The 24167-nt window shown below is 66.4% G+C and carries 21 protein-coding genes and 2 tRNA genes; 14 read left to right on the forward strand and 9 right to left on the reverse strand.

Going from position 1 to position 24167, the window contains the following annotated elements:
• Nucleotides 1–3368: 3368 nt before the first annotated feature.
• From E6A26_RS12205 to rpmH, 8 genes are all read right to left on the reverse strand, one after another.
• Nucleotides 3369–4721, reverse strand: coding sequence for a ParB/RepB/Spo0J family partition protein (locus E6A26_RS12205; RefSeq protein ID WP_136611474.1), 1353 nt, complete (start codon nucleotides 4719–4721; stop codon nucleotides 3369–3371).
• 55 nt (nucleotides 4722–4776) lie between these two features.
• A complete protein-coding gene (locus tag E6A26_RS12210; protein WP_136611475.1) occupies nucleotides 4777–5805 on the reverse strand; it encodes a ParA family protein in 1029 nt (342 codons plus the stop codon).
• Between the two features lie 71 nt (nucleotides 5806–5876).
• Complete coding sequence (gene rsmG / locus E6A26_RS12215; protein ID WP_136611476.1) at nucleotides 5877–6560, reverse strand: 16S rRNA (guanine(527)-N(7))-methyltransferase RsmG; 684 nt, start codon at nucleotides 6558–6560, stop codon at nucleotides 5877–5879.
• A gap of 1 nt (nucleotide 6561) precedes the next feature.
• Nucleotides 6562–7095 carry a Jag family protein gene (locus tag E6A26_RS12220; protein WP_136611543.1) on the reverse strand — a complete coding sequence of 178 codons (534 nt, stop codon included), beginning with the start codon at nucleotides 7093–7095 and terminating at the stop codon, nucleotides 6562–6564.
• Between the two features lie 41 nt (nucleotides 7096–7136).
• Complete coding sequence (gene yidC, locus E6A26_RS12225; RefSeq protein WP_136611477.1) at nucleotides 7137–8099, reverse strand: membrane protein insertase YidC; 963 nt, start codon at nucleotides 8097–8099, stop codon at nucleotides 7137–7139.
• Between the two features lie 8 nt (nucleotides 8100–8107).
• A complete protein-coding gene (gene yidD, locus E6A26_RS12230) occupies nucleotides 8108–8518 on the reverse strand; it encodes a membrane protein insertion efficiency factor YidD (RefSeq protein WP_136611478.1) in 411 nt (136 codons plus the stop codon).
• Nucleotides 8502–8930, reverse strand: coding sequence for a ribonuclease P protein component (gene rnpA / locus E6A26_RS12235; protein ID WP_136611479.1), 429 nt, complete (start codon nucleotides 8928–8930; stop codon nucleotides 8502–8504). Before rnpA ends, yidD begins: the two co-directional genes overlap by 17 nt.
• A 47-nt stretch (nucleotides 8931–8977) precedes the next feature.
• The gene (rpmH, locus tag E6A26_RS12240) at nucleotides 8978–9115 is read right to left on the reverse strand and encodes a 50S ribosomal protein L34 (protein ID WP_127513203.1); all 138 of its coding nucleotides are present in this window, start codon (nucleotides 9113–9115) and stop codon (nucleotides 8978–8980) included.
• A 482-nt stretch (nucleotides 9116–9597) separates the two neighbouring features.
• Between rpmH and dnaA the strand changes: the two genes are divergently transcribed.
• The 13 genes from dnaA to E6A26_RS12300 all read left to right on the forward strand — a co-directional run bounded on the left by dnaA (nucleotide 9598) and on the right by E6A26_RS12300 (nucleotide 22958).
• Entirely contained in the window at nucleotides 9598–11010 is a 1413-nt protein-coding gene (gene dnaA / locus E6A26_RS12245) for a chromosomal replication initiator protein DnaA (RefSeq protein ID WP_136611480.1), read from the forward strand.
• 469 nt (nucleotides 11011–11479) lie between these two features.
• Nucleotides 11480–12604, forward strand: a complete 1125-nt coding sequence (gene dnaN, locus E6A26_RS12250; protein WP_136611481.1) for a DNA polymerase III subunit beta — start codon at nucleotides 11480–11482, stop codon at nucleotides 12602–12604.
• Nucleotides 12605–12693: 89 nt separating this feature from the next.
• A complete protein-coding gene (gene gnd / locus E6A26_RS12255; protein WP_136611482.1) occupies nucleotides 12694–13578 on the forward strand; it encodes a phosphogluconate dehydrogenase (NAD(+)-dependent, decarboxylating) in 885 nt (294 codons plus the stop codon).
• Between the two features lie 25 nt (nucleotides 13579–13603).
• Nucleotides 13604–15076 carry a DNA replication/repair protein RecF gene (recF, locus tag E6A26_RS12260; protein ID WP_136611483.1) on the forward strand — a complete coding sequence of 491 codons (1473 nt, stop codon included), beginning with the start codon at nucleotides 13604–13606 and terminating at the stop codon, nucleotides 15074–15076.
• On the forward strand, nucleotides 15076–15642 hold the full coding sequence (locus E6A26_RS12265; protein ID WP_136611484.1) for a DUF721 domain-containing protein: 567 nt from the start codon (nucleotides 15076–15078) through the stop codon (nucleotides 15640–15642). The genes recF and E6A26_RS12265 overlap by 1 nt, the downstream gene beginning before the upstream one ends.
• A 325-nt stretch (nucleotides 15643–15967) precedes the next feature.
• The gene (gyrB, locus tag E6A26_RS12270) at nucleotides 15968–18031 is read left to right on the forward strand and encodes a DNA topoisomerase (ATP-hydrolyzing) subunit B (RefSeq protein WP_136611485.1); all 2064 of its coding nucleotides are present in this window, start codon (nucleotides 15968–15970) and stop codon (nucleotides 18029–18031) included.
• Between the two features lie 51 nt (nucleotides 18032–18082).
• The gene (gyrA, locus tag E6A26_RS12275) at nucleotides 18083–20722 is read left to right on the forward strand and encodes a DNA gyrase subunit A (protein ID WP_136611486.1); all 2640 of its coding nucleotides are present in this window, start codon (nucleotides 18083–18085) and stop codon (nucleotides 20720–20722) included.
• Nucleotides 20719–21333: a DUF3566 domain-containing protein gene (locus tag E6A26_RS12280; RefSeq protein ID WP_234865416.1), complete on the forward strand. Its 615-nt coding sequence runs from the start codon at nucleotides 20719–20721 to the stop codon at nucleotides 21331–21333. The genes gyrA and E6A26_RS12280 overlap by 4 nt, the downstream gene beginning before the upstream one ends.
• Nucleotides 21334–21395: 62 nt before the next feature.
• A tRNA-Ile gene (locus E6A26_RS12285) sits at nucleotides 21396–21469 on the forward strand.
• 30 nt (nucleotides 21470–21499) lie between these two features.
• The gene (locus E6A26_RS17775) at nucleotides 21500–21619 is read left to right on the forward strand and encodes a DLW-39 family protein (protein ID WP_211129102.1); all 120 of its coding nucleotides are present in this window, start codon (nucleotides 21500–21502) and stop codon (nucleotides 21617–21619) included.
• Between the two features lie 19 nt (nucleotides 21620–21638).
• Nucleotides 21639–21711: transfer RNA gene (locus E6A26_RS12290), tRNA-Ala, on the forward strand.
• Between the two features lie 147 nt (nucleotides 21712–21858).
• The gene (locus E6A26_RS12295; protein ID WP_168928740.1) at nucleotides 21859–22449 is read left to right on the forward strand and encodes a hypothetical protein; all 591 of its coding nucleotides are present in this window, start codon (nucleotides 21859–21861) and stop codon (nucleotides 22447–22449) included.
• 47 nt (nucleotides 22450–22496) lie between these two features.
• Nucleotides 22497–22958, forward strand: coding sequence for a hypothetical protein (locus tag E6A26_RS12300; protein ID WP_136611488.1), 462 nt, complete (start codon nucleotides 22497–22499; stop codon nucleotides 22956–22958).
• Between the two features lie 22 nt (nucleotides 22959–22980).
• Here E6A26_RS12300 and E6A26_RS12305 read toward each other — a convergent pair whose 3' ends face one another.
• The gene (locus E6A26_RS12305) at nucleotides 22981–23286 is read right to left on the reverse strand and encodes a hypothetical protein (protein ID WP_136611489.1); all 306 of its coding nucleotides are present in this window, start codon (nucleotides 23284–23286) and stop codon (nucleotides 22981–22983) included.
• A 359-nt stretch (nucleotides 23287–23645) separates the two neighbouring features.
• On the opposite strand from E6A26_RS12305, the gene E6A26_RS12310 reads away from it, so the two are divergent.
• Nucleotides 23646–24068 carry a hypothetical protein gene (locus tag E6A26_RS12310; RefSeq protein WP_168928741.1) on the forward strand — a complete coding sequence of 141 codons (423 nt, stop codon included), beginning with the start codon at nucleotides 23646–23648 and terminating at the stop codon, nucleotides 24066–24068.
• Nucleotides 24069–24167 lie beyond the last annotated feature (99 nt).

A 24167-nucleotide genomic window follows, 5' to 3' on the forward strand; every position in this document is an offset into this window, starting at 1 on the left:
CCCACTCCAGCGGAAGAGCCTGGGCCGCTTCGCCCCACAAAGCAGCAGGAGCCGAGTCCCCGACTCTGCGCCGGGGGCGGTTCCCGTGAGCAAGCATGAAGTCCGAGGATCACTCCGGAAGCCCGCCCGGCCCACCGACCAATTGAATGAAGCCGCTGGCGGGACGAAGACCTGGCCCGCCATTTGAGCGGCCAGCCCGAGTTCCCCGCCAAGCGGGCGTTCAAAGGCCTCCATCTTCCAGGAGCGATCACTAACGTCGAGCGCCACACGCCAGATCTAGCCAGACCGGCGCTCCTGACCCCAAGACCAACGAAACAGGCTCACAACGACGCAATATCGGGCAACGATCCGAGCTGACGAATGACAGCGGCCCGTGTCGACGAATGTCCGCGGCCGAAGCTGACTGGTGGAGTAGGCCCGGCGACTCCCGGATTGACCGGTGTACCAGGCTGTGGTTCAGCTCGATGCGACGAAACACCCTCGCTCAGGGCGCGGCGATACATGCTGGCCCACCAAGTGTCTTCCCTCATGCGGGCCTCGGAAGCGGTCGAGAGTTCGATCCTCCGTGCTCCATCACCCGCTTGGCCATTCGCCCCTCTGACAAGATATCCACGGACCGCGCGGAAGATATCCACAACGATATCAACAGCCTTTTTCCACAACCGGGGACCATGAGCTGTGGATGGCATCCACTTGTGGGTGTCGGCAAGCGGCCATGCTTTGGCTTCAAGTGTCGCGGTCATCTCCAAACCGATCTGCTTAGCGCTGTTCTGGCCAGAATCTTCATCCCCCAACGGACTCGTACGAACGGCAAAAGCGCATGTCAGGAGTCGAAAATGCGGTCCAAACCGCGCAGAGCGCGCTTTGGACGCCTGCAGTCACCGTGATCTATCCACTCCCCGTGTGCTCAGCAGGATCCGTTGGTCGCGGTCCTACGGAGGCTTTCATATTCGGGCACCACCCTTCATGCACATCGACCACGATTATCCACAGCCCCCGATATACCTGTGCAATCCTTGTCCCGCAGTTATCCACAGGCGATTTCCAAAGCTCGTCGCCGTGTCGAGTGCTCGGGGAAGCAACAACCGTCCCTGACCCGCCTCGGCGTAGCCCCGTCTCTAATCACCGCATCAGGACAATGCCGTCCCGCAGACCCCTTACTGTTTCACGTGAAACAGTAAGGGAACGCTGGCCGGCGGATCCGCACCGTTTCACGTGAAACAGTCGGGCGACGGGTCAGGCGATCGTCCGCTGCGACCCGGGTCCATTCACGGCAAGGGAGTGGCGCCCATCGGAAAATCGGGAAGGCTGACCGTTTAACTATGGAAGCTCACCGAATCGCTTCGCTGGGCATCCCTGGTTTGGTACGTAGTCACAGTGCCGGAATCGAGGCTGTCGCCCGGTTCGTTGAGCGTGCGCCCATTTCCACCACCCAGGTCCTTCTCCTGAGCGCGACAGCCTGTGCAGGCCGGGCAGGAGTTCAAGCAGATGACGAGTCGAAGCAGAGGAGAACGTGGAACCAACGGCGGTGCCCGCGTCGTGCATGATCGACCTCCGATCGAAGCTAGCCGTTGAGGGATAACCCGGGCCCCCAAATGCCGGTATTCCGAACAGTTCTCCTCCTAACCAGCACCACCGCGTCCAGAGATCTCCCTCCCGTACACATCAGGCGATATGGCTGCCGCTAGGATCTTTTCGACCCAAGCTCTCTGCCCTGGGCGCCAATCCGTCTGCCCATTCGCAGTTGCTCGTGCCCCACGACCGCATGGCGTCCGCCGGCGCCGATCCAAACCGCGCGAACCGAGAACCCCTCTGGAACGACCTTCCGCCAGCATTGGCGCCGTCACCGTTGGCTGCTGAGCAAGAAGTGTGTGCTGTGACGGCGGAGGCGGGGCGCGAGCTCTCAACGCGGACGAATCCAGACTGGAAGACACGCCTCCAGACCGTCGGGCCACAGGAGGGTTCCCGGATGCAGGCAAGTGGCCGCCTTCAGTGGGAGCGACCCGCGGTTCGGGGGCTGCGCTGTTCACTACTGGCATGCCGGAACCCCGTAAGCCAGAGCTCGTGGCTTCGGGGCTTCGTGGCCTCGTGGAACGCTTCTGTGGGACAAGCCTCGGCAAATTTCCCTGGTCAAGCAAGGCGGACGACACGAGGCCCCCCCCGAAACTCCGGGGGCCGGGGGGGCCGGCGGCCGCGTGAGTGCGTCGCGTCATCTGGCACAGATCCCACAAGGCCCATGGCGACCAGGCACCGAGCCGCATAAACAGCATGGCCTCGTACGGCAATGGATTTCCCTCGTGCCAAAGGCCGTCGTTGTGTCGCTGCAGTAACTCAGCTGCTCCGCTGTACGACTCGCTCCGCACTTCGTAGAGCTTCCTCCACATTTCGTAGAGCTTCGCTGCGCCGCCATGTGTCTTCCTCACGTCCTTGAAGGGCCTCCGCTGCCTCGCTGTCTGGCTCGCTTTGCGTGCGGGCCGCGATCCAGAGGGGCTACGGGCAGCAACTCAACCTGATGCCGCGGATTTCGTTGACGTTGAACCCCGCGCCGTCGGTTGGAACACACGGCGGCACTCGAAGCTCACCGACGAGCCCGTACCGCACGGCGTGCCAACAATCAGCGAACTTCGCACGCTCCCGAACCCGAGAGCCGAACTCTTCGCGCTGCAGCGCTTCCGTCGGCGAGGATCACGGCGCTTCTTTAAGCGATCAGCCCGCTGTGGAACATCTCAGGTCACCGTCGTGAACGGGCTAACGCGCAGGCCTCCGTCGGCTATGCAGGCGCGTCCGAACTCTGCCCAGAGTGCTCGTCTGCCATACGAGGCACCGCGGCGCTGAGGTTTCACGTGAAACAAGGCCGCATGTGTCGTCGCCGCTGCGCCAAACGCTACTACGACGCGCTATCCGGGATCTGAACGGCCCTTCCCCCACACCCAGGGTCGCGCCTCGACAGACAAGAACCGGTGCCCTCGGTACATCGGGCATTCAGTCGTCTGCAGTTAGACCTCGATGCACGCAATCACCGGCCATGGGCTCTGGTCTTCAGTCGGCAACTATGCAGCGTTGCATCGGACGATCCTCTCGTCGCCGGCTCCTCCTCCACGGGACCGCATCATCGGGGCAGCCAATCGCAATGTGTCGAGTCGCTTCTCACCTTTCGTCACCCGCAACCGAAACGCGTGTACTAGGTGGTCCCGCCCCTACCCCTTCACCTCCGTTTCACGTGAAACGGAGGCGATGTGGACGCGATGTGGACGCGGCGCGCGCGATCACCCGCCCAAATCGTGTCCAGCCTCCCACCACCAACCAAAAAGGGACTCCCTCCTAACTGGAGGGAGTCCCTTTGAGAACTACGAAGGTCGGCCGGACGGCTACTCGTCGCCGGGGCTCAGAACGCCCATAATGCGATTCAGATCTTCAACGCTAGCGAACTCAATGCTCACACGTCCCTTGCGTGCACCCAAGGTGATCTTGACGTTCGTATCGAGACGGTCTGCAAGGGACGAGGCCAAGAAGTCGAGCCGCTCGTGGCGCGCATTCGGCTTGGGGATGTTCGAACGACGGGGCTCGCCCGGATCCTGGTACATGGCCACGGCCTCCTCGGTGGCCCGCACCGAGAGCCCCTCCGCGACGATACGCTGGGCCACTCGCTCCATAGCACCGGCATCGGGGAGCGACAGCAGCGCGCGAGCGTGACCTGCAGACAGCACTCCAGCGGCCACTCGGCGCTGAACCAAAGGAGGAAGACGAAGCAGGCGGATCGTGTTCGACACCTGCGGACGGGATCGGCCGATGCGATCGGCGAGCTCTTCGTGGGTGGTGCCGAAGTCCTCCAGCAACTGCTGGTATGCCGCCGCTTCTTCAAGTGGGTTCAGCTGGCTGCGGTGGAGGTTTTCAAGCAGAGCATCGCGCAGAAGATCGTCGTCACTCGTGTCTCGGATGATCGCTGGGATGGTCTCCAGCCCAGCCATCTGAACCGCGCGCCAACGACGCTCGCCCATGACGAGTTCATAGCTTTCGCCACCGGATTCGGTTGACTTTCGCACGACGATCGGCTGGAGGACGCCGATCTCACGCACAGAGTGCACCAGCTCGGCCATCTCGTCTTCGTCGAAGACGCTGCGGGGCTGCTTCCGGTTCGGATGGATGTCGTCGACGCGGATCTCGGCGAACTGAGCTCCCGGAACCTCGACGAGGTCGAGTTCGTCGGAGCCAGCCGACGAAGAGTCGTTGGCCGGGACGCTCGCCTTGGATTCCGTGGCTTCCTCGGAACGCGCGGCGGAAGCCTTGCTCCCGCCGGCAGACCTGCCCCGCGCGGGAGCGGCCGTCTCGGTCTGGGCCTTTGCGGACGAACCTTTCGTTGACCCGGACTTGGACGAGGTCGACTTCGAGGTCTTATCCGCGCCCGCGGCCGATTCAGCTTCAGCTGCCTCATTCTCCGACGCGGTGGTCGGCGACTCATGGGTTGCCCCGGACCCGGCCGAAGTGGGTGAGCTACTCTCGGTCTGAGAATCCAGCTCCCGCTCGTGCCCCGAGCCGGCGGAATCCGGCTGCGGCGTTGCAGTCTCCGTCGGGGCGTGATCGATCGGCTCACTTGCTCGGCGACTCTCGGGGAAGAACAGGTCAACGGGACGTGACGGAGCGGCCGTCCCGCCTGCAGCCGTCCCCGAACTGGGGATCAGAGCCCCCAGACCACGGCCCAGACCACGGCGCTTCTCGCTCATGCGCGGACTTCCTCCTTCGAACCCTCGGACGTGAGGGTCTGACCAGTATGCAAACTCAGCGTTCAGCGATCTCGGCCGCTGCCTCCATGTAGGAGAGAGCGCCCGTCGACGAGGGGTCGTACGTCATGACGGTCTGCTGATAGCTCGGCGCTTCAGAGATACGCACCGAACGCGGAACCACTGCCTCGAGCACCTGCTCGGGGAAATGCTCGCGGACCTCAGCAGCAACCTGAGCGGCCAGGTTGGTTCTGCCGTCGTACATCGTCAACAAAATAGTAGAGACTCGAAGCCCCGCATTGAGATGGGTCTGGATCATTTCAATGTTCTTGAGCAGTTGGCTCAGCCCCTCGAGTGCGTAGTACTCGCACTGGATGGGGATGAGGACCTCGTCGGCGGCGCAGAACGCGTTGACCGTGAGGAGGCCGAGGCTCGGAGGGCAGTCGATGAAGATGTAATCGAGCCGCTCACGCCCCTGCTTGGCCCGTTCCTTCGCATAGACGTCGATGGCCCGGCGCAGCCTCTGCTCCCGGGCCACGAGCGACACGAGCTCAATCTCGGCTCCGGCCAGATGGATCGTGGCCGGCGCACACTCAAGTCGCTCGACGTCCGGGCAGACGCCGACGACGTCCGCGAGGGGTACGTCGTTGATGAGCACGTCGTAGATGCTCTCGACCTCAGCGTGGTGCTCGATGCCGAGGGCTGTTGAGGCATTCCCCTGGGGATCGATGTCGATCACCAGGACATTGAGGCCCGAGGCCGCGAGGGCCGCAGCGATGTTGACAGTCGTCGTCGTCTTGCCGACGCCGCCCTTCTGGTTCGAGACCGTGAAGACGCGGGTCTCCGCGGGCTTCCGAAGCTTGCGCTGGCTCAGGCGTTCGCGACGTCTCGCCTCGTTGGCAAGCTGGCTTCCGATGGGGCTGCTGTCATCGGCCGACGACGGGCTGCTGGCCCGCGATTTATCGGGAGAGAGACTCGGGCGAGGAGTGGCTTGAGCAGAGGACGACGGTGTCACAGTTGCCGAACGCGCCGGCCCCAGGGATACGAAAGGGGGAATCCGCTGAGCCGATGACTCGTCACTGGTCACTGTTCACTCACTCTCGGTTCGCGTCGATTTCCTCACTCTAGCCTAGCCGGTGGACGCTCACCCCCGGCTGATCACGCCGAGTCGACGTCGATCCGAACCACGGTCGTGGGCTCCTCAAGAAGCCCTTCGCCGATGACCTTGATCTCCGTATTCCGGCCTCGGAACTTCTTGATCGCCTTCGCGGCATTCTCGATCTCCTCGCCAGCACTCCGGCCTTTGATCGCGACGAGGGAACCTGATCCGCCGAGCAGCGGAAGCGTGATGGGGATGAGCTTCGAGAGGGCAGACACGGCACGCGCGGTGACGTAGTCCGCGTTGACAAGGTCCACGGCCTGCTCGGCGCGGGCCCGGAATACCCGCACGTTCGTGAGACCCAGATCGGCCACGACCTCCTCGAGCCAGACGACGCGGCGCTCGAGCGGTTCGATGAGCACGAGGGTGAGGTCCGGCCTCGCGAGGGCGAGGCAGAGCCCCGGAAGTCCGGCTCCGCTTCCGACGTCCGCGACCGTCGTCCCGTGGGCAAATTCCGTCTCGATCACGGCGCAGTTGAGGACGTGCCGGCTCCACAGACGCGAAACCTCGCGCGGGCCGATGAGCCCGCGCTCGAGTCCCGACGTCGCGAGGTGCTCAACGTAGCGGCGCGCCAGGTCGAGGCGATCGCCGAACAGCTTCTCCGCCGCGGCGAGCTCCGCGCCCGCCAACTCCGGAAGACCGCCGTCGGCCGTTTCCTCCGACGCCTCCTGATGCTCCGCCACGTCAGTCAGCGGAGACGACGATGTGGCGCCTGGCGCCCTCGCCCTCGGACTCGCTCACGAAACCCAGATCGGCCACGGCATCGTGGACGATCTTCCGCTCGTAGGAGCTCATCGGCGAGAGGTGCACCGCGGAGCCTTCGGACTTGACCTTCGCCACGGCGTCCTCGGCCAGCGAGTGCAGATATTTGGTGCGCTCGCCCCGGTAGCCGTTGATGTCGAGGACAAGCCGCGAACGGTTCCCGGTCTGCGAGAGCACCGCGAGTCGGGTGAGCTCCTGGAGCGCCTCAAGGACCTCCCCGCCCGTGCCCACGAGGGCGTCGAGCCCCTCGGCGCTCTCGTCGGCGATCACGGCAAGGTACGTCCTGCCGCCGCGGACCTCGATATCGATGTCCCCGTCGATGTCCGCGATGTCGAGGAGCTCCTCGAGGTAGTCGGCCGCGATGTCGCCCTCTTCTTCGAGGCGGCTGAGCGGGGCCTGCTCGTCGTCGGTCGTCGCCTCGTCAGCGGCGGCGTCCTCGCCGTTCTCCCAGTCCATGCTCTCTTCGGGGCCGCTCTCAGCGGTGGTCTCGGCAGGGGTCACTTCTTCCTCCGGTTCTTGCGCTGCGGCTGCTGCCGCTGGGTCTTCGGCTCGGGCGGCGGAGGCATGTCCTCCGGCTTCACGGCCTTGCCGGTCGTGACGTCGATCGGCGGAAGTCCCTTCGCGGCCCGGCGCTCATTGAGCGCCCTGGCGGCGGGAGATCCGGGCGCCGGCATCCGCTGGATGACGTAGAACTGCTGGCCCATGGTCCACAGGTTGCTGATGGTCCAGTAGATCAGGACGCCGATCGGGAAGTTGATGCCGCCGATACCGAAGACGAGCGGCAGGATGTACAGCAGGATCTTCTGCTGGCGCATGAACGGGCTCTGCATCGCAGCCTCGGACATGTTCTTCGCCATGATCTGCTTCTGGGTGATGAACTGCGAGGCGGTCATCGCGACGATCATGAAGATCGAGAGAATAGCGACAACGACAGGGTTCCCGCCCCCGCCATGCAGGAGGGACGCCGAGAGCGGCGCGCTGAGGATCTCCGAGCCGTGGAACTGATTGACCTGGTCGGTGCTCATCGCCCCGATGCCCGGGTTGTTGGTCTGGGCGCCGCTGACGTTGGACAGGACTCGGAAGAGGCCGAAGAAGAACGGCATCTGGATGATCATGGGAAGGCACGCCGAGAACGGGTTCGTGCCGTGGTGCTTGTACAGCGCCATCTGCTCCTGCGCCATAGCCTGGCGCGAGAGCTGATCCGTCTTCCCCTTGTACTTGGCCTGAAGCTTCTGAAGGTCCGGCTGAAGCAGCTGCATGCCGCGCTGGGCCTTGATCTGACGGACGAAGACCGGGATGAGAGCGCCTCGGATCACGAGCACGAGGCCGATGATCGAGAAGGTCCATGTCCAGCCGCTCCCAGGCGGCAGACCGATGAACGAAAGCGCCTCGTGGAAGGCCACCATGACGAAGGAGACCAGCCACTCAAAGGGCAGGAGTATTGTCCCAAGAGGGTCCATGTTGTTTCCTATTCCTCGTCTCTCAAGCTGGCAGGGCCGCCTGAGGCGGGTTCGTCCTTCCAGTAGCGGTCAGGGTGGTTCAGCACCACGATCCGCGGCATACGGTCGGCGGGCCAGTGCCGGTGCCCGTCAGGCACCGGATCCAGACCGCCGGAATTCCAGGGGTGGCAGCGCGCGAGCCGACGAACCGCCAAGTACGATCCTCGCACAGCCCCGTGGACTGTGACTGCTTCGAGCGCGTAGGCCGAGCAGGAGGGGTAGAACCGGCAGACCTGCCCATACAGGGGCGAGATGACCAGCCGGTAGGCCTTGAGCAGCAGGATGAGGACGTTGCGAGGGAGATCCCACACAAAACGTCCGACGGCGGCCGCCACGAGAGCAGCCCCATGTCGCCGCGGGACCTCACTCACCGCTGCCATCGCCGTCCTCCCGTATGCCGCCGCTGGGCTGCGCCCCGCCGTCGTGCGTCGTGCCACCGCCAGGCTCCGGGGTGAGCCGGCGCATCGCGCCGCGGAGCGCGGAGGCGTAGTCGCTGCGGAGGGACGCCCAGTCAGCCGACGCCGCGGCGGGCAGGGCGCGCACCACAACATCGATGCCCGCTGGCCGATCCCGCAGCGCTTCCGCGCTGGCTTCCCTCAGCCTCCTCTTAACGAGGTTGCGGGTGACGGCGTTCCCTACGGCCTTGGAAACAATGAAGCCGAACCGGGAAGGCACGGCGTCCTCCGAAAGGACCGCATACAGCACGACGTTCCGGCGCCCTTGGCGGACGCCGGAACGTACGGTGTGCGAGAAATCGGCTCCGGTGCGCAGCCGGTTTCGGACGGGAAGCATCCCCTGCCCTAACGCTGCTAACCGAGGAGGCTGGTGCGGGCCCGGCCTTAGGCCGAGAGCTCCGTGCGGCCCTTGCTGCGGCGGGCGGCCAGGATGGCGCGGCCGGCGCGGGTGCGCATACGAAGACGGAAGCCGTGCTTCTTGGCACGACGGCGGTTGTTCGGCTGAAAAGTCCGCTTGCTCACGGTGATCACTCCAGTGGATCCGGCGCCTCACCCAGGTGGGCCTGGCGGACGCTAATAATCTGCGGTGCCTGCGGCCCCGCCGCGCCTCATGCCGTTCACCCCGTTCCAGCCTCGCGGCTGAATCGACGGTGTCCGGGGGCATGCGACAGGACAGTATGCAGACAAAGGACTTAACGACGTTAGGCCACGAGGGCAAACCACGTCAAACTCGCGCGTGGCGTGAGGGCACGCCGGAGGGCCGAGAGCAGGCTCCCAGCAGTTTGTCCCCAACTGTGTTCAAATCCACCGCAAGCCTGTGGACAGCGTGGTGTCGCGGGACACGGGGTGAACTCCATCAGTGTAATTCACATGGCGCCCATGCCCCGCTGTCTTCTGGTTTTTCCGTCGTCTAGGCTTGCCCAGTGCACCCAGCTCACGCGTGTGGATAGACGTGTGGAAAACCGGGTGCCAGATCATCGGCATGAGGCGGGCAAGAAGGGCACATGGGGACAGACGAGGCGAACGAAGCCAACACCGTTGGCAGTTCGTGGCGGCGCGTAGTACGCCTGCTCGAAGAAGACGACCGCGTCTCCCCGCGGCAGCGCGGATTTGTTGCGCTCGCCCAGGCACAGGGGCTCATCGGATCGACGCTGCTGGTGGCGGTCCCCAACGAGCTCACGCGAGAGGTTCTCCAGACCCAGCTCAAGGAGCCGCTCGACTCGGCCCTTCGCGGCGTGTTCTCCGAGGACATCCGCTGTGCCATCGACGTCGACACCGAACTTGTGCCGATCCGCGAAGAGATCTTCGAGCCGATCAAGCGGCCCGAGCCGGTTCCGGACCTGCGCCCCGCCCCGACGCCGCCGAGCACCTCCCAGGAGTTCGGGCGCCTCAACCCCAAGTACACGTTCGACACGTTCGTGATCGGCGCCTCGAACCGCTTCGCCCACGCGGCCGCGGTGGCGGTGGCCGAGGCGCCGGCGAAGGCGTACAACCCGCTCTTCATCTACGGTGACTCGGGACTCGGCAAGACCCACCTCCTGCACGCGATCGGCCACTACGCGCGCCGCCTCTACACCGGCATCCGCGTCCGATACGTGAACTCCGAGGAGTTCACCAACGACTTCATCAACTCGATCCGCGACGACGAGGGCACGAGCTTCAAGACCACGTACCGCAACGTGGACCTCCTGCTCATCGACGACATCCAGTTCCTTGCGGGGCGCACCGGGACGATGGAGGAGTTCTTCCATACGTTCAACGCCCTCCACAACAGCAACAAGCAGGTGGTCATCACCTCGGACCAGCCGCCGAAGGCGCTGCACGGCTTCGAGGACCGCATGAAGTCCCGCTTCGAGTGGGGCCTCCTCACGGACATCCAGCCGCCGGACCTCGAGACGCGCATCGCGATCCTCCGCAAGAAGGCCAACAGCGAGGGCCTCTACGCGCCGGACGACGTCCTCGAGTACATCGCCTCGCGGATCGCCTCGAACATCCGCGAGCTCGAAGGCGCGCTGATCCGCGTCACCGCGTTCGCGAGCCTCAACAAGCAGCCCGTGGACGTGGCCCTGGCGGAGATGGTCCTCAAGGACCTCATCATGGACGATTCGGCGCTCGAGATCACCGCGGACCAGATCCTCCACGAGACGGCTGCCTACTTCAAGCTCTCGATCGAGGAGCTCAACAGCAAGTCCCGCACGCGGACCCTCGTCACCGCGCGGCAGATCGCCATGTACCTGTGCCGCGAGCTCACCGATATGTCGCTGCCCAAGATCGGCCAGGTCCTCGGCGGACGCGACCACACGACCGTCATCCACGCCGATCGCAAGATCCGCGAGCTCATGGCCGAGCGCCGGGTGATCTTCAACCAGGTCACCGAGCTCACGAACAAGATCAAGCAGGCCCAGCGGGGCGTCTGAGAACGCCGGCGGGAGGTGCGAAGAACAGCCCCCGTCTGGACCCGCCGTCGTTCTTGTCATTCCTTATTAACAAGTGCCTGTGGACAACCCTGTGGGAAGTTAAGTGCACATCTGGCCTCGATGGGCTTAAAACTCCCCACCACTCTGTGGAGACACCGAATGACAAGAGTCTTCCGGTCCACAGCCAAGGGCCTGTCCATCCGCAGTGGGTCAACATCTCGTGAACATCCCAGCCCCGCGGCCCATCAGGCCGGAACGCGGTTTTCCACAGTTTCCACAGCAGTTATTAACACCACTAATCACAAAATTCTTCAGATCCGTTAGATAACAGGAACCGTCCTCCCGATCGAGGGACCTCCACTCGGCCCCCACAGGGCCCCGGCCCGTTGAACGCGCCCCGGCTCTTGCGGCTAAGCTGTCCACAGTGCGCGCTGGGATGCACGAATCGTTGAAAGGCGGGAACCCTTCCGTGAAGTTCCGAGTCGAGCGGGATGTCCTCACCGAGGCAGTGAGCTGGGCAGCACGTTCCCTTTCGCCACGGCCGCCAGTCCCCGTCCTCTCGGGTCTCCTGCTTCGTGCTCACGACGGCGTCGTGAGCCTCAGCAGCTTCGACTACGAGACCTCGGCTCGCCTTGAGATCCCCGCCGAGATCAGCGCCGAAGGAACGATCCTGGTCTCGGGTCGCCTGCTTGCGGACATCTGCCGCAGCCTCCCAGCCGCGCCTGTCGACGTCGAGACGGACGGCTCCAAGGTCACGCTCACCTGCCGCCGCAGCTCGTTCCACCTCGCCACCATGCCCGAGGCGGAATATCCCCCACTCCCGGAACTTCCGAACATCACCGGCGCCGTCTCGGGCGACGCGTTCGCGAAGGGTGTCTCCCAGGTCATCATCGCGGCGAGCAAGGACGACACGCTCCCGATCCTCACGGGCGTGCGGATGGAGTTCGAAAATGAGCTCATCACGCTCCTCGCAACGGATCGCTACCGGCTCGCGCTCCGCGAGATCGCGTGGAAGCCCGGCACACCGACCGTCTCGACCAGCGCCCTCGTCAAGGCCAAGACCCTCAACGAGGTTGCGAAGACGCTCGGCGGATCGGGCGAACTCAACATCGCACTGGCCGAGGACGATTCGCGGCTCATCGGCTTCGAGAGCGGCGGCCGCACGACGACCTCGCTCCTCGTCGACGGCGATTACCCCAAGATCCGTTCGCTGTTCCCGGACAGCACGCCGATCCATGCGATCGTCTCAACCCAGGACCTCGTCGAGGCCGTCCGCCGCGTCTCGCTCGTCGCCGAGCGCAACACGCCGGTTCGGCTCGCGTTCTCGGAAGGCCTCGTGGTGCTTGACGCGGGCACTGGCGAGGACGCCCAGGCCTCCGAGGAGCTCGAGGCACAGCTCACGGGTGAAGACATCACGGTCGCGTTCAACCCGCACTACCTCGTGGAGGGCCTCGGCGTGATCGAGACCCCGTACGTCCGCTTCTCGTTCACGAGCGCTCCCAAGCCCGCGATGATCACGGCCCAGAAGGAGCAGGACGGCGACGACGAAGCGGACTACCGCTACCTCGTCATGCCCGTGCGCCTCCCGAACTGACGAACTCACGCGAGGGGCGAACACATCCCGAGTCGCCTCCGCCGCCCCAACCCGCCTTCCGCTCACCAAGCGACGTCGAAAGGACACCCATGCACTTCGGATTGATCGGCCTCGGCAAGATGGGCTTCAACATGCGCGAGCGCGCGCGCAAGGCCGGCCTCGAGGTCACCGGCTACGACCGGAACCCTGCGGTTGCCGACGTCGCTTCGATTGACGAGCTCGTCGCTGCCCTGCCGTCTCCGCGCGTCGTCTGGGTGATGGTCCCTGCGGGTGAGATCACCGACAAGGTGGTCGAGGAACTCGGCGAGAAGCTCTCCGAGGGCGATCTCGTGATCGACGGCGGAAACTCGCGCTTCACCGAGGACCAGCGCCACGCCGCGCAGCTCGCCACCAAGGGCATCCGCTTCGTGGACTGCGGCGTGTCCGGCGGCGTGTGGGGCCTCGAGAACGGCTACGGCCTCATGGCCGGCGGCGAGGCCGAGGACATTGCGATCGCCATGCCGATCTTCGACGCGCTGCGGCCCGAGGGCGACCGCGCCGACAGCTTCGTCCACGTGGGCGGCGTCGGTGCGGGGCACTACGCCAAGATGGTCCACAACGGCATCGAATACGGGCTCATGCAGTCTTACGCCGAGGGCTATCAGCTCCTCGCCGCGAAGGACATCATCACGGACCTCCCCGGCACGTTCCGCGCGTGGCAGAAGGGCACCGTGGTCCGTTCGTGGCTCCTGGACCTCCTGGTCAAGGCGCTCAACGAAGATCCCGGCCTCGAGAACATCGGCGACTACGTCGAGGATTCGGGCGAGGGCCGCTGGACCGTCGAGGAGGCGATCGCGAACGCGATCCCAGCCCCGGCCATCACGGCAGCACTCTTCGCGCGCTTCGAGTCCCGCGAGGACAGCTCCCCCGCGATGAAGATGGTCTCCGCGCTGCGCCACCAGTTCGGCGGGCACGCCACGCGCCCCGCCAAGTAGCGCGAAACCAGCGGGGTTCCTCCCGGTGTACGTCGAGCGGCTTTCACTCACCGACTTCCGGAGCTATGCGCAGCTCGACCTCGAGCTGGAGCCTGGTCCTCTGGTGCTCGTGGGGCCGAACGGTGTGGGCAAGACGAACGTCGTGGAGGCGCTCGGTCTCATGTCCACGCTGTCGTCTCACCGGGTCTCCTCTGACGCCCCGCTCGTACGGTTCGGCGCCTCCCAGGCGTTCGTGCGAGCAGGCTTCGTGCGCGGAGCGCAGCGATCGCAGCTTGAGCTCGAGATCAATCCGGGGCGGGGCAACCGCTCCCGCATCAACCGGGGCTCGCCACGCCGCGCGCGCGAACTGCTCGGCATCGCTCGGACGGTCCTGTTCGCGCCGGAGGACCTCGCCCTCGTCAAGGGCGATCCTTCGGCGCGGCGCCGCTTCCTCGACGAGCTGCTCACCGTCCTGGTCCCCCGCCACGCGGGCACCCGGGCCGACTACGAGCGCGTCCTCAAGCAGCGCAACGCGCTGCTCAAGTCGGCCCGCACGTCCCGATCGCGCGGCGGCCGCGTTCCCGATGCCCACGGTGCCACGGTCGATTCGACGCTCGACGTGTGGGACCAGCACCTTGCGACCATCGGCGCACAGCTTCTCGCGGCGCGCCTCGAGCTCGTCGAGCGCCTCCGCCCGCATGTCGCGACGGCCTACGCGCAGCTCACCGACGGTTCGAAGGCGGCGCGGCTCGTGTACCGGTCCTCGATCGAGGGCTTTGTCCCGGACGACGACGGTCAGGCGGCCCCGGAGGGCCGGCCGGCGCCTGGCGGTGCGGCCGCCCCGCCCGGAGCTGAGGACGGAGCTGCCCACGGCACCGATCCGGATGGCACCTCTCCAGACAACCCGGCCGCGGCTGGCCCGGCTTCGGACGGTCCATCAGGGTCCGAGGGTGAGCACTCCCCCGGCAGCGACCGGTCGCCGTCGTCCGCTGGGGAGCCGCCCGCGGGAGGCGGGCTCGAGCGCCTCTCCGTCCCAGAGATTGCCGAGCGGTACCTCTCGGCGCTCGCCGCGGCTCGCCCGTCCGAGCTCGACCGCGGCCTCTCCCTCGTGGGCCCGCACCGCGACGAGCTCGAGCTCCTGCTCGGCCCGGCGCCCGCCAAGGGCTTCGCCTCGCACGGCGAGACGTGGTCATTCGCGCTCGCCCTGCGGCTCGCCTCCTACTACGTCATGCTCGACGACTCCACGGTGGACGGAGACGAGCCGATCCTCATCCTCGACGACGTCTTCGCGGAGCTGGACACGGCCCGGCGGGCGCGGCTGGCCGCCATTGTGGCCCGCGCCGAGCAGGTCATCGTGACCGCCGCGGTCGACGGCGACATCCCGTCTGAGCTCGCCGGTCGGCGGATCCGCGTGGTCCCCGGAGGGATCGACGCCGGGCCAGGCGGCGGGCGCGATCCTTTGGCGGATGCTCAGCCGGACTCCGGGACGGATTCCGCACCCAACGCCGTGGGCGAGTGATGGCCGGGGAGACGACGGCCGGGGATGGCCGGGCGGAACACCCCAACGAAGTTGACGCGGCGCAGGCCGCGCTCAACCGCGTACGCCAGGCCGCCGAGGCCCGGGGCGAGGTCCGCACCCGGTCCACGGGCTCGCTCGTCCCTCAGGGCCCCGGCGCGGCGGGCGGCGTCCGCGGGCGACGGCGGGGTCCCGGCAGCGGCGGGTACGGCGGGCGCGATCCGCAAGGACTGGGGAGCGTCATGGGCCGGATGGTCGCCGAGCGCGGCTGGTCCTCCCCCGTGGCGGTCGGCTCGGTCATGGCGCGCTGGCGGGAGCTCGTCGGTCCAGAGGTCGCAGCCCACTGCACGCCTGAGAGCTTCGAGGACACGACGCTGCGCGTGAGGTGCGACTCGACGGCGTGGGCGACTCAGCTGCGCCTCCTGAGCACGGCGCTCCTTGACCGCTTCGCGCGGGAGCTGGGGCCCGACGTCGTCCGTTCGCTCCACGTGCTCGGGCCGTCGGCGCCGAGCTGGCGCAAGGGAATGCGGCACGTGCGCGGCCGCGGCCCGCGGGACACCTACGGGTGAGGACTCGCGGACGACGACGGTGTGCGGCAAAGGGGGCTTCATCCGCGCCGGCGCGCGGGCTGACCGGGCAATGTGGCGTGCGCCGCGATCCTTGGGCGGTAGGCGTGGTTGCACTGCCGTGAGTCGCAAGCCGGGAATCCGCTGTCTAGGCCGCTCACGGCCCGGGAGCCACACTCCCCCTTGGTCGGCCGTCCGCTGAGCCGCCAAATCCGCCGTTGCGGCCTTCCCATAGGCACCCTCAGGGCGCGTGTGTCCGGGAATCGGCGGACGACCCGGTAGAATTGACACGTTAAGCCTGCCTACTGAAGAGGGGTCGAGACCGCCTGTGGCCGACGAGAGCGCAGCGAACGCGTCCAACGGAGAAGGTGCCGCCGGTTCCCATCCTGAGCCGAAGCCCGAACCTACGGCGCCCAATGAATACGGGGCCAGCAGCATCACGGTGCTCGAGGGCCTCGAAGCAGTCCGCAAACGCCCCGGCATGTACATCGGATCGACCGGTCCTCGCGGCCTTCACCACCTCGTCTACGAGGTTGTCGACAACTCGGTCGACGAGGCCCTCGCCGGTTTCTGCGACCACATCAAGGTGACGCTCCAGCAGGATGGGGGCGTCCGGGTCGAGGACAACGGGCGCGGCATCCCCGTGGACATCCACCCGACTGAGGGCAAGCCCACGGTCGAGGTTGTCATGACGATCCTCCACGCCGGCGGGAAGTTCGGTGGCGGCGGCTACACCGTTTCGGGCGGCCTCCACGGTGTCGGCATTTCCGTGGTCAACGCCCTGTCGACGTGGGTCGAGACTGAAGTGCGTCGCCAGGGCCATGTGTGGCGCATGTCGTTCCGAGACGGCGGCCATCCCGTGGGGGGCCTCGAGGAGGGCGAGGAGACCACGGAGACCGGGACGATCCAGACCTTCTACGCGGACCCTGCGATCTTCGACAGCACCGAGTTCGACTTCGAGACGCTCCGCGGGCGCTTCCAGCAGATGGCGTTCCTCAACAAGGGCCTGCGCATCACGCTGACGGACGAGCGCACCACGCAGGTGGACGAGGAGGAGCTCGCCGACGAGGCGGAGCACGCCCCGGAGCCGCGAACGGTCGACTACAAGTACGACGAAGGCCTGCTCGACTACGTACGGCACCTCAACTCCTCGAAGCGGATCGAGGTGATCCACGAGGAGGTCATCGCGTTCGAGAGCACCGACAGCGAGCGGGGCATGACGCTCGAGACCGCGATGCAGTGGACCACGGCGTATGCAGAGTCCGTCCACACGTACGCGAACACGATCAACACTCACGAGGGCGGAACACACGAAGAGGGCTTCCGCGCCGCCATGACCTCGCTCGTGAACCGCTACGCGCGCGAGAAGGGCATCCTCAAGGAGAAGGAAGACAACCTCACGGGAGACGACATCCGCGAGGGTCTCACCGCCGTCATCAGCATCAAGCTCGCGGAACCGCAGTTCGAGGGCCAGACGAAGACCAAGCTCGGCAACTCCGAGGCGAAGGGCTTCGTCCAGCGGGTCGTGACGGATCAGCTCGGCGACTGGCTCGAGCGGAACCCGGGGCCGGCCCGCGACGTCATTCGCAAGGCCATCCAGGCGTCCCAGGCGCGCATGGCGGCTCGCAAGGCCCGCGACAACGCGCGTCGCAAGAGCCCGCTCGAATCGTTCGGCATGCCGGGCAAGCTGTCCGACTGCTCGTCGAAGGACCCCTCGGAGTGCGAGGTCTACCTCGTCGAGGGCGACTCGGCCGGCGGCTCGGCGAAGCGCGGCCGCAACCCGAAGACGCAGGCCATCCTCCCGCTGCGCGGCAAGATCCTCAACGTCGAGCGCGCGCGCCTTGACAAGGCGCTCGGCAACGCTGAGATCCAGTCGATGATCACGGCGTTCGGCACGGGAATCGGCGAGGACTTCGACATCGCCAAGCTGCGGTACCACAAGATCGTGCTCATGGCCGATGCCGACGTGGACGGCCAGCACATCACCACTCTGCTCATGACGCTCCTGTTCCGGTACATGCGCCCGCTCATTGAGAACGGCTACGTGTACCTCGCGCAGCCCCCGCTGTACCGCATCAAGTGGTCCAACCACCCGCACGACTACGTCTACAGCGACCGCGAGCGGGACGAGACGATCCGGACGGGCACGGCCAAGGGCCAGCGGCTCCCGAAGGAGAACGGGATCCAGCGCTACAAGGGTCTCGGCGAGATGGACTACACCGAGCTGTGGGATACGACCATGGACCCCGATCATCGGACCCTGCTCCAGGTGACGATGGAGGACGCCGCCGCGGCCGATCAGACGTTCTCCGTCCTCATGGGCGACGACGTCGAGTCCCGCCGACACTTCATCCAGCAGAACGCCAAGGACGTCCGCTTCTTGGACATCTGACGCCGGGTCCACGACCCGCCAGATGACCACGAGCAATCAGAGGAGACATTCATGAGCGACGAGACCCCCGAGAATCCCGGCATCGGCGGCCCGGACGGCATGCCCACCGGACCGCTCGCGGAGGGCGCCCTCATCGATCGCGTCGAGCAGGTGGACCTGCAGACCGAGATGCAGCGTTCGTACCTCGACTACGCGATGGCCGTGATCGTGGGCCGCGCGCTGCCGGACGTGCGCGACGGACTCAAGCCCGTGCACCGCCGTGTCCTGTACGCGATGTTCGACGGCGGCTACCGCCCCGATCGCGGATTCAACAAGTGCGCCCGCGTGGTCGGCGACGTCATGGGCACCTATCACCCGCACGGTGACATGGCGATCTACGACGCCCTCGTGCGCCTCATCCAGGACTGGGTCATGCGGTACCCGCTCGCGCTGGGCCAGGGGAACTTCGGCTCCCCCGGCAACGACGGCGCCGCCGCCCCGCGGTACACCGAGACCAAGATGGCGCCGCTCGCAATGGAGATGGTCCGGGACATCGACGAGGAGACCGTCGACTTCCAGGACAACTACGACGGCAAGAACCAGGAGCCGACGATCCTGCCGGCGCGGTTCCCGAACCTGTTGGTCAACGGGTCCTCCGGCATCGCGGTCGGCATGGCCACGAACATCCCGCCGCACAACCTGCGCGAGGTGGCCGCCGGCGTCCAGTGGTACCTCGAGAATCCCGAGGCGAGCCGCGAGGAGCTGCTGGAGGAGCTGCTCAAGCTCGTCAAGGGTCCGGACTTCCCCACCGGCGCCACGATCTTGGGCCACCGCGGCATCGAGGAGGCCTACCGGACCGGCCGCGGCTCGATCACGATGCGCGCCGTGGTCAACGTCGAGGAGATCCAGGGCCGCACCTGCCTCGTCGTCACCGAGCTGCCCTACATGGCCAATCCGGACAACCTGGCCATCAAGATCGCCGAGCTCGTGAAGGACGGCAAGCTCCAAGGCATCGCCGATCTGCGCGACGAGACCTCGGGCCGTACCGGTCAGCGCCTCGTGATCGTCCTGAAGCGGGACGCCGTGGCGAAGGTCGTGCTCAACAACCTGTACAAGCACACGCAGCTGCAGGACAACTTCGCCGCGAACATGCTCGCGATCGTGGACGGCGTACCGCGCACGCTTTCGCTCGATGCGTTCGTGCGCCACTGGGTGGCGCACCAGATGGACGTCATCGTGCGCCGGACGCGTTTCCGGCTGCGCAAGGCCGAGGAGGAGATCCACATCCTCCGCGGCCTCCTCAAGGCACTCGACATGCTCGACGAGGTCATCGCGCTGATCCGCCGCTCCCCCACGGTGGAGGAGGCCCGCGACGGTCTTATCGCGCTGCTCGACATCGACGAGCTCCAGGCCCGCGCGATCCTGGACATGCAGCTGCGCCGCCTCGCGGCCCTCGAGCGGCAGAAGATCCAGGACCGCAACGATGAGCTCGAGGCGCAGATCGCCGAGTACCACGCGATCCTCTCCGATCCGGCGCGCCAGCGGCAGATCATCTCCGAGGAGCTCAAGACCATCGTCGACAAGTACGGCGATGATCGCCGGACCCGCATCCTCGCGGGCTTCGACGGCGAGATGAGCGTCGAGGACCTCATCCCCGAGGAGGAAGTGGTCGTCACGATCACGCGCGGCGGGTACGTGAAGCGGACCCGCAGCGACCAGTACCGCGCGCAGATCCGTGGCGGCAAGGGCGTGCGCGGCGCACAGCTGCGAGGCGACGACGTCGTGGAGCACTTCTTCGTCACGACGACTCACCACTGGCTGCTCTTCTTCACGAACCTCGGGCGCGTGTACAGGGCCAAGGCCTACGAGCTCGCCGAGGGCGGCCGCGACGCGAAGGGCCAGCATGTGGCCAACGTGCTCGCGTTCCAGCCGGACGAGCACATTGCCCAGGTGCTCGATCTGCGCGACTACCAGCAGGCGCCCTACCTGGTCCTCGCGACCAAGCGCGGTCTCGTGAAGAAGACACGGCTCGAGGACTACGACACGAATCGTGCCGCCGGCGTCATCGCTATCAACCTCCGCGAGGACGACGAGCTCGTGTCCGCGCAGCTTGTCAGTGAGACAGACGACCTCATGCTCGTCTCCCGCCAGGGCCAGTCCGTGCGCTTCACGGCGGACGATGACGCGCTGAGGCCCATGGGCCGTGCGACGAGCGGCGTGACCGGGATGAAGTTCCGTGAAGACGACGAACTGCTCGCGGCGGATGTCGTGACCGACGATTCGTTCGTGTTCATCGTCACCGACGGTGGGTACGCGAAGAAGACGGCCGTCGAGGAGTACCGTCGCCAGGGGCGCGGAGGCCTCGGCATCAAGGTCGGCAAGTACCAGGAGGGACGAGGCCACCTGCGCGGCGCGCTCATCGTGCACGACGAGGACGAGGTGCTCGTGGTCATGGGCGGGGGCAAGGTCGTGCGCTCCTCGGTGTCGGGTGTTCCCGCGACGGGCCGTGACACCATGGGCGTCATCTTCGCGCGTCCTGACGACGGGGATCGCATCATCGCAGTGGCGCGGAACTCCGAGCGAGGGCTCGTCGAGGAAGTGGAAGCCGACGCGGCCGCGGGCGGTACTGAGACCGCGGCCCACAGCACTGAGACTCCGGATGCCGTAACGTTGACCGGAGACTCTGTCGAGAACCCCGGAGGTAACGAGTGAGCACGCCCGAGAACGAGGGCCGTCCTGGCGGCTACCCTCAGGTGACCCCACCGGCCCGTCCCCCGCAGCGGCCGGCGGTGTCGCCGTCGTCGTCCGCCAACAGCCAGCCTCGCGGCGCCCAGCCCACCGTGGCCCAGCGCCCGGTGGGGCCCTCGGGGGCTGCGCGGCAGGGTCAGCGTCAGGGTACGCGCCCGCCTCTCGGTGGCGCGCCGACGCAGGGTCTCGTGCGCCCGGCACCGAAGGCCAAGCAGCGCCGCGCTCGCCTGCTCGTGAGCAAGGTCGATCCGTGGTCGGTGCTCAAGATGGCGTTCCTCCTCTCGGTGGCGCTCGGCATCGTGACGGTCGTCGCGTCGATCGTCCTATGGACGGTCCTCGACATCACGGGCATCTTCGACAAGATCAACGGCCTCCTCGGTGAGGTGGCCGGCTCGGAGAGCGGCGGATTCGACCTCAAGAAGGTCGCGTCGCTCGGTCAGGTCGCCTCATTCGCCACGATCATCGCCGTGGTGAACGTGGTGCTCCTCACGGCGCTTTCGATGCTGACGGCGGTGCTCTACAACATCGCGTCCGCGCTCGTCGGCGGCATCGGAGTGACCCTTACCGACGACTGATTCCGATTTGGCCGGTGGCCCCGGGGTGCTGTAAAGTCTTATCTCGGCCCAAGGCCACATGGGGGCGTATAGCTCAGGCGGTTAGAGCGCTTCGCTGATAACGAAGAGGTCCCAGGTTCAAGTCCTGGTACGCCCACGGAACCTGATTTCCGACGTGGAGGTGCTCGTGAAGAAGTTGATTGTTCTGGCAATCGCTGCTTTCGCGGGCGCCTTTCTTGTACGGAAGATTCAGGAGTCCGAAGCCCAGAAGAAGGTCTGGAGCTCGACGACGGACACCGTCGACTAGCTTCGGTCCGCGGGCACGCGGGGGCATGGCGCAATTGGTAGCGCACCTGCTTTGCAAGCAGGGGGTTAGGGGTTCGAGTCCCCTTGCCTCCACCGCAAGATGAATGAAGGAAGCCAGGCGTTCTGAACGCCTGGCTTCCTTTGTTTTCCCCGGTCTGATGCTTGACAGATCGTTCAGCAGTCGCTTCATAATCATGAGGCATGAGGGGCGCTTGGCCGCTCTAACGATTGGGGGATGGCGTGAGCCAGGATCATCGGCCACGGGTGCTACGAGCACAGTCCAGCCGCGTCGTGGCGGTCTTCATCTGGTTGGCCTGCTGTGCATTAGTCGTCCTCTTGCTCAGCACGGGCGCCGCCGACGGCCTGCTCCGGTTCGGGGCTTGGGCGGCTCTGGCCGCCTGGGTCGGCTTCGCGGTCTTGTGGCAGCCGTGCATCGTGCTGGACGCGGACGGCATGACGATGGTGAATCCGTTGAAAACCTACCGGGTTCCCTTTGCCCAGGTGTCCGATCTGAAGGTCGGGATGACGGTCGCGGTCGAGGCAGCCGGCAGGCGGTACACCAGCTGGGGCGGTCCGACGCCGCGGGGGTCGTTCAGCGCGGGACGCGAATTCCAGCGCCGGAGCCAGATCCAGGTCCTGACGCCGACGGACGAGAGGCTGCCGGCACCCAGCGCAGTCGACCCGGACCGAGACTCGCTCCGTCGAGCGTGGGAAGAGGCGAAGCGGAATCCCGCCGCCCAGAGCGCGGCTCTGTCGGCGCGCTGGAACACCCTGAACATCGTGGGTGGCATCGTGTGTCTGTTGCTGATCGGAGCCGCAGCGATCCGCTGAGGGCGCCATGTGCAGGACGCTTGACAGGCCCGTTCAGGGGTTGCCGAATGATGTGGGGGGAACTCTTGCCGCTCGAAGAAGCCGAGGGGAATGGCAGCATGAGCCGAGGTCGTGGGGCCAAGGTGGTGGGGTCGCCGAATGGCCGCAGCGTTTCGACGAGATCTCGGCGGACCGGGAGCGCTGCAAGGCTCGCCCTCTCGGACAGCCTGATGACGACGGCGGGGCTCCTCCTATTGCCGTCGGCGCTGCTGGGCTATGACATCTGGCTCTTGGTAACCGGCCAGGCTGCCGGCATGACGCTGCTGGCCGGCGCTGCCGGGATCGTCTGCGCGCTGGGTGTTGTCTCGCTGGGAGCTGCCTCCCTGCTTGTCCGGCGACGGCGGCTCGCGGCAGCGGAAACAAGGGAGTCGCGCGGAGACTACGGCGACCTCGACCCCGACAGCCACCCCGAGCCACCTCTCCTAGGAGGCGGCCAGGGCAACGACACGTTCGGCTGGCCGCGAATCTGAGCCGGCTCGCTAGCGGCTCGGTTCACTCCCCCTCGACCTCGGCGGGGTCCTCCACGGCTTGCGGGCTATCTTCGCGCGGAAGCAGGTAGTCCGTCCCGTCCTCGGACCGCACGACTTCGTACTCGCGTGCGACGGCGTCCATCGCGGCCTGGTCCGCAGGTCCCGGACTTCTGACCGGTCCGGGGTCCGGGGTACGCTCGGCGTCGCCGAAGAGCGCACCCAAACCCTGCGAGGACGGGGTGACCTCGCCGACGGCGGCCTTCCCGTCATCCGAGGGCCTGCGCACAGGCCTGCCAGGCTCCGGCTCAAGGTTTCGGCTGTTCTGCATGGGCTCTCCTTCTTCGGGGCCAACGTGCCGGGCCGTATGGTTCCTGCCCTCAGGGTGTTGCCCCATCAGGACAGCGCGAGCATAATCTTTCTCGACAGTCGAGATACTCGATGGTCGAGATTCTAGTCGTTCGGCCGTCGATCGGAAATGGGGACTGCCTCGCCAATGAAAGTCAGGCCCGCCCGGGCCCCGAACTCTGGAGCAGAACAATGCGCAATCGCCGCCTCGCCGCCACAGCAGTTTCAGCAGCAGCCCTAGCCTCGTCGATCCTCTTGGCCCCCGCCGCCCACGCGGACGCCGGAACACCCGCAGCCGAGTCCGGTCACGGGGCTACGACAGTGGTGCTGAACCCTTCGCTCGTGCCGGTTCTCACGAATACCCTCAAGGTTCGGCCCGTCGCCCCTGGACGTCTCAGTACTGCCGGCGGGACGGCTCGGCTGACCTTTCCCATCACCGACGTCGACGGCAGCGTCGTCGAACATGCCGGCGGACTCGAGTTCACCCCGGTCGGCGGCGGCCAGCTGCGCGTGACACGCTTCGACATCAACCTCGCCACCGGGGTGCTCGACGCGCGGGCACGTCTGGACGGCAAGCGCCTCCCGGGCCGGGTCGACCTCTTCCTCCTCGGCCCCGTCCAGCCGATCGACGGCAGGATCCCAGCCTGCGCCGGCACCCCTGCCGGGCTGACTCTGACCCCTGCTGCCGCCGCCGCACTCGGAGCCCCGTCCTTCGCCGGAGCCTTCGTCGGCGACGCGTGCGTCATCCCCGGCGGCGACGACTGACCCACCCGGTCACGAGAGACGGGACTCCGCGACTGACTCGGAGTCCCGTCTCGAAGGCACCCGAGGCTTGGCGGTCGTCGTTGGGGTCAGTGCGGCGTC

Origin of the sequence: Sinomonas albida (assembly GCF_004919045.1) — a bacterium.
Taxonomy (GTDB): Bacteria; Actinomycetota; Actinomycetes; order Actinomycetales; family Micrococcaceae; genus Sinomonas; species Sinomonas albida.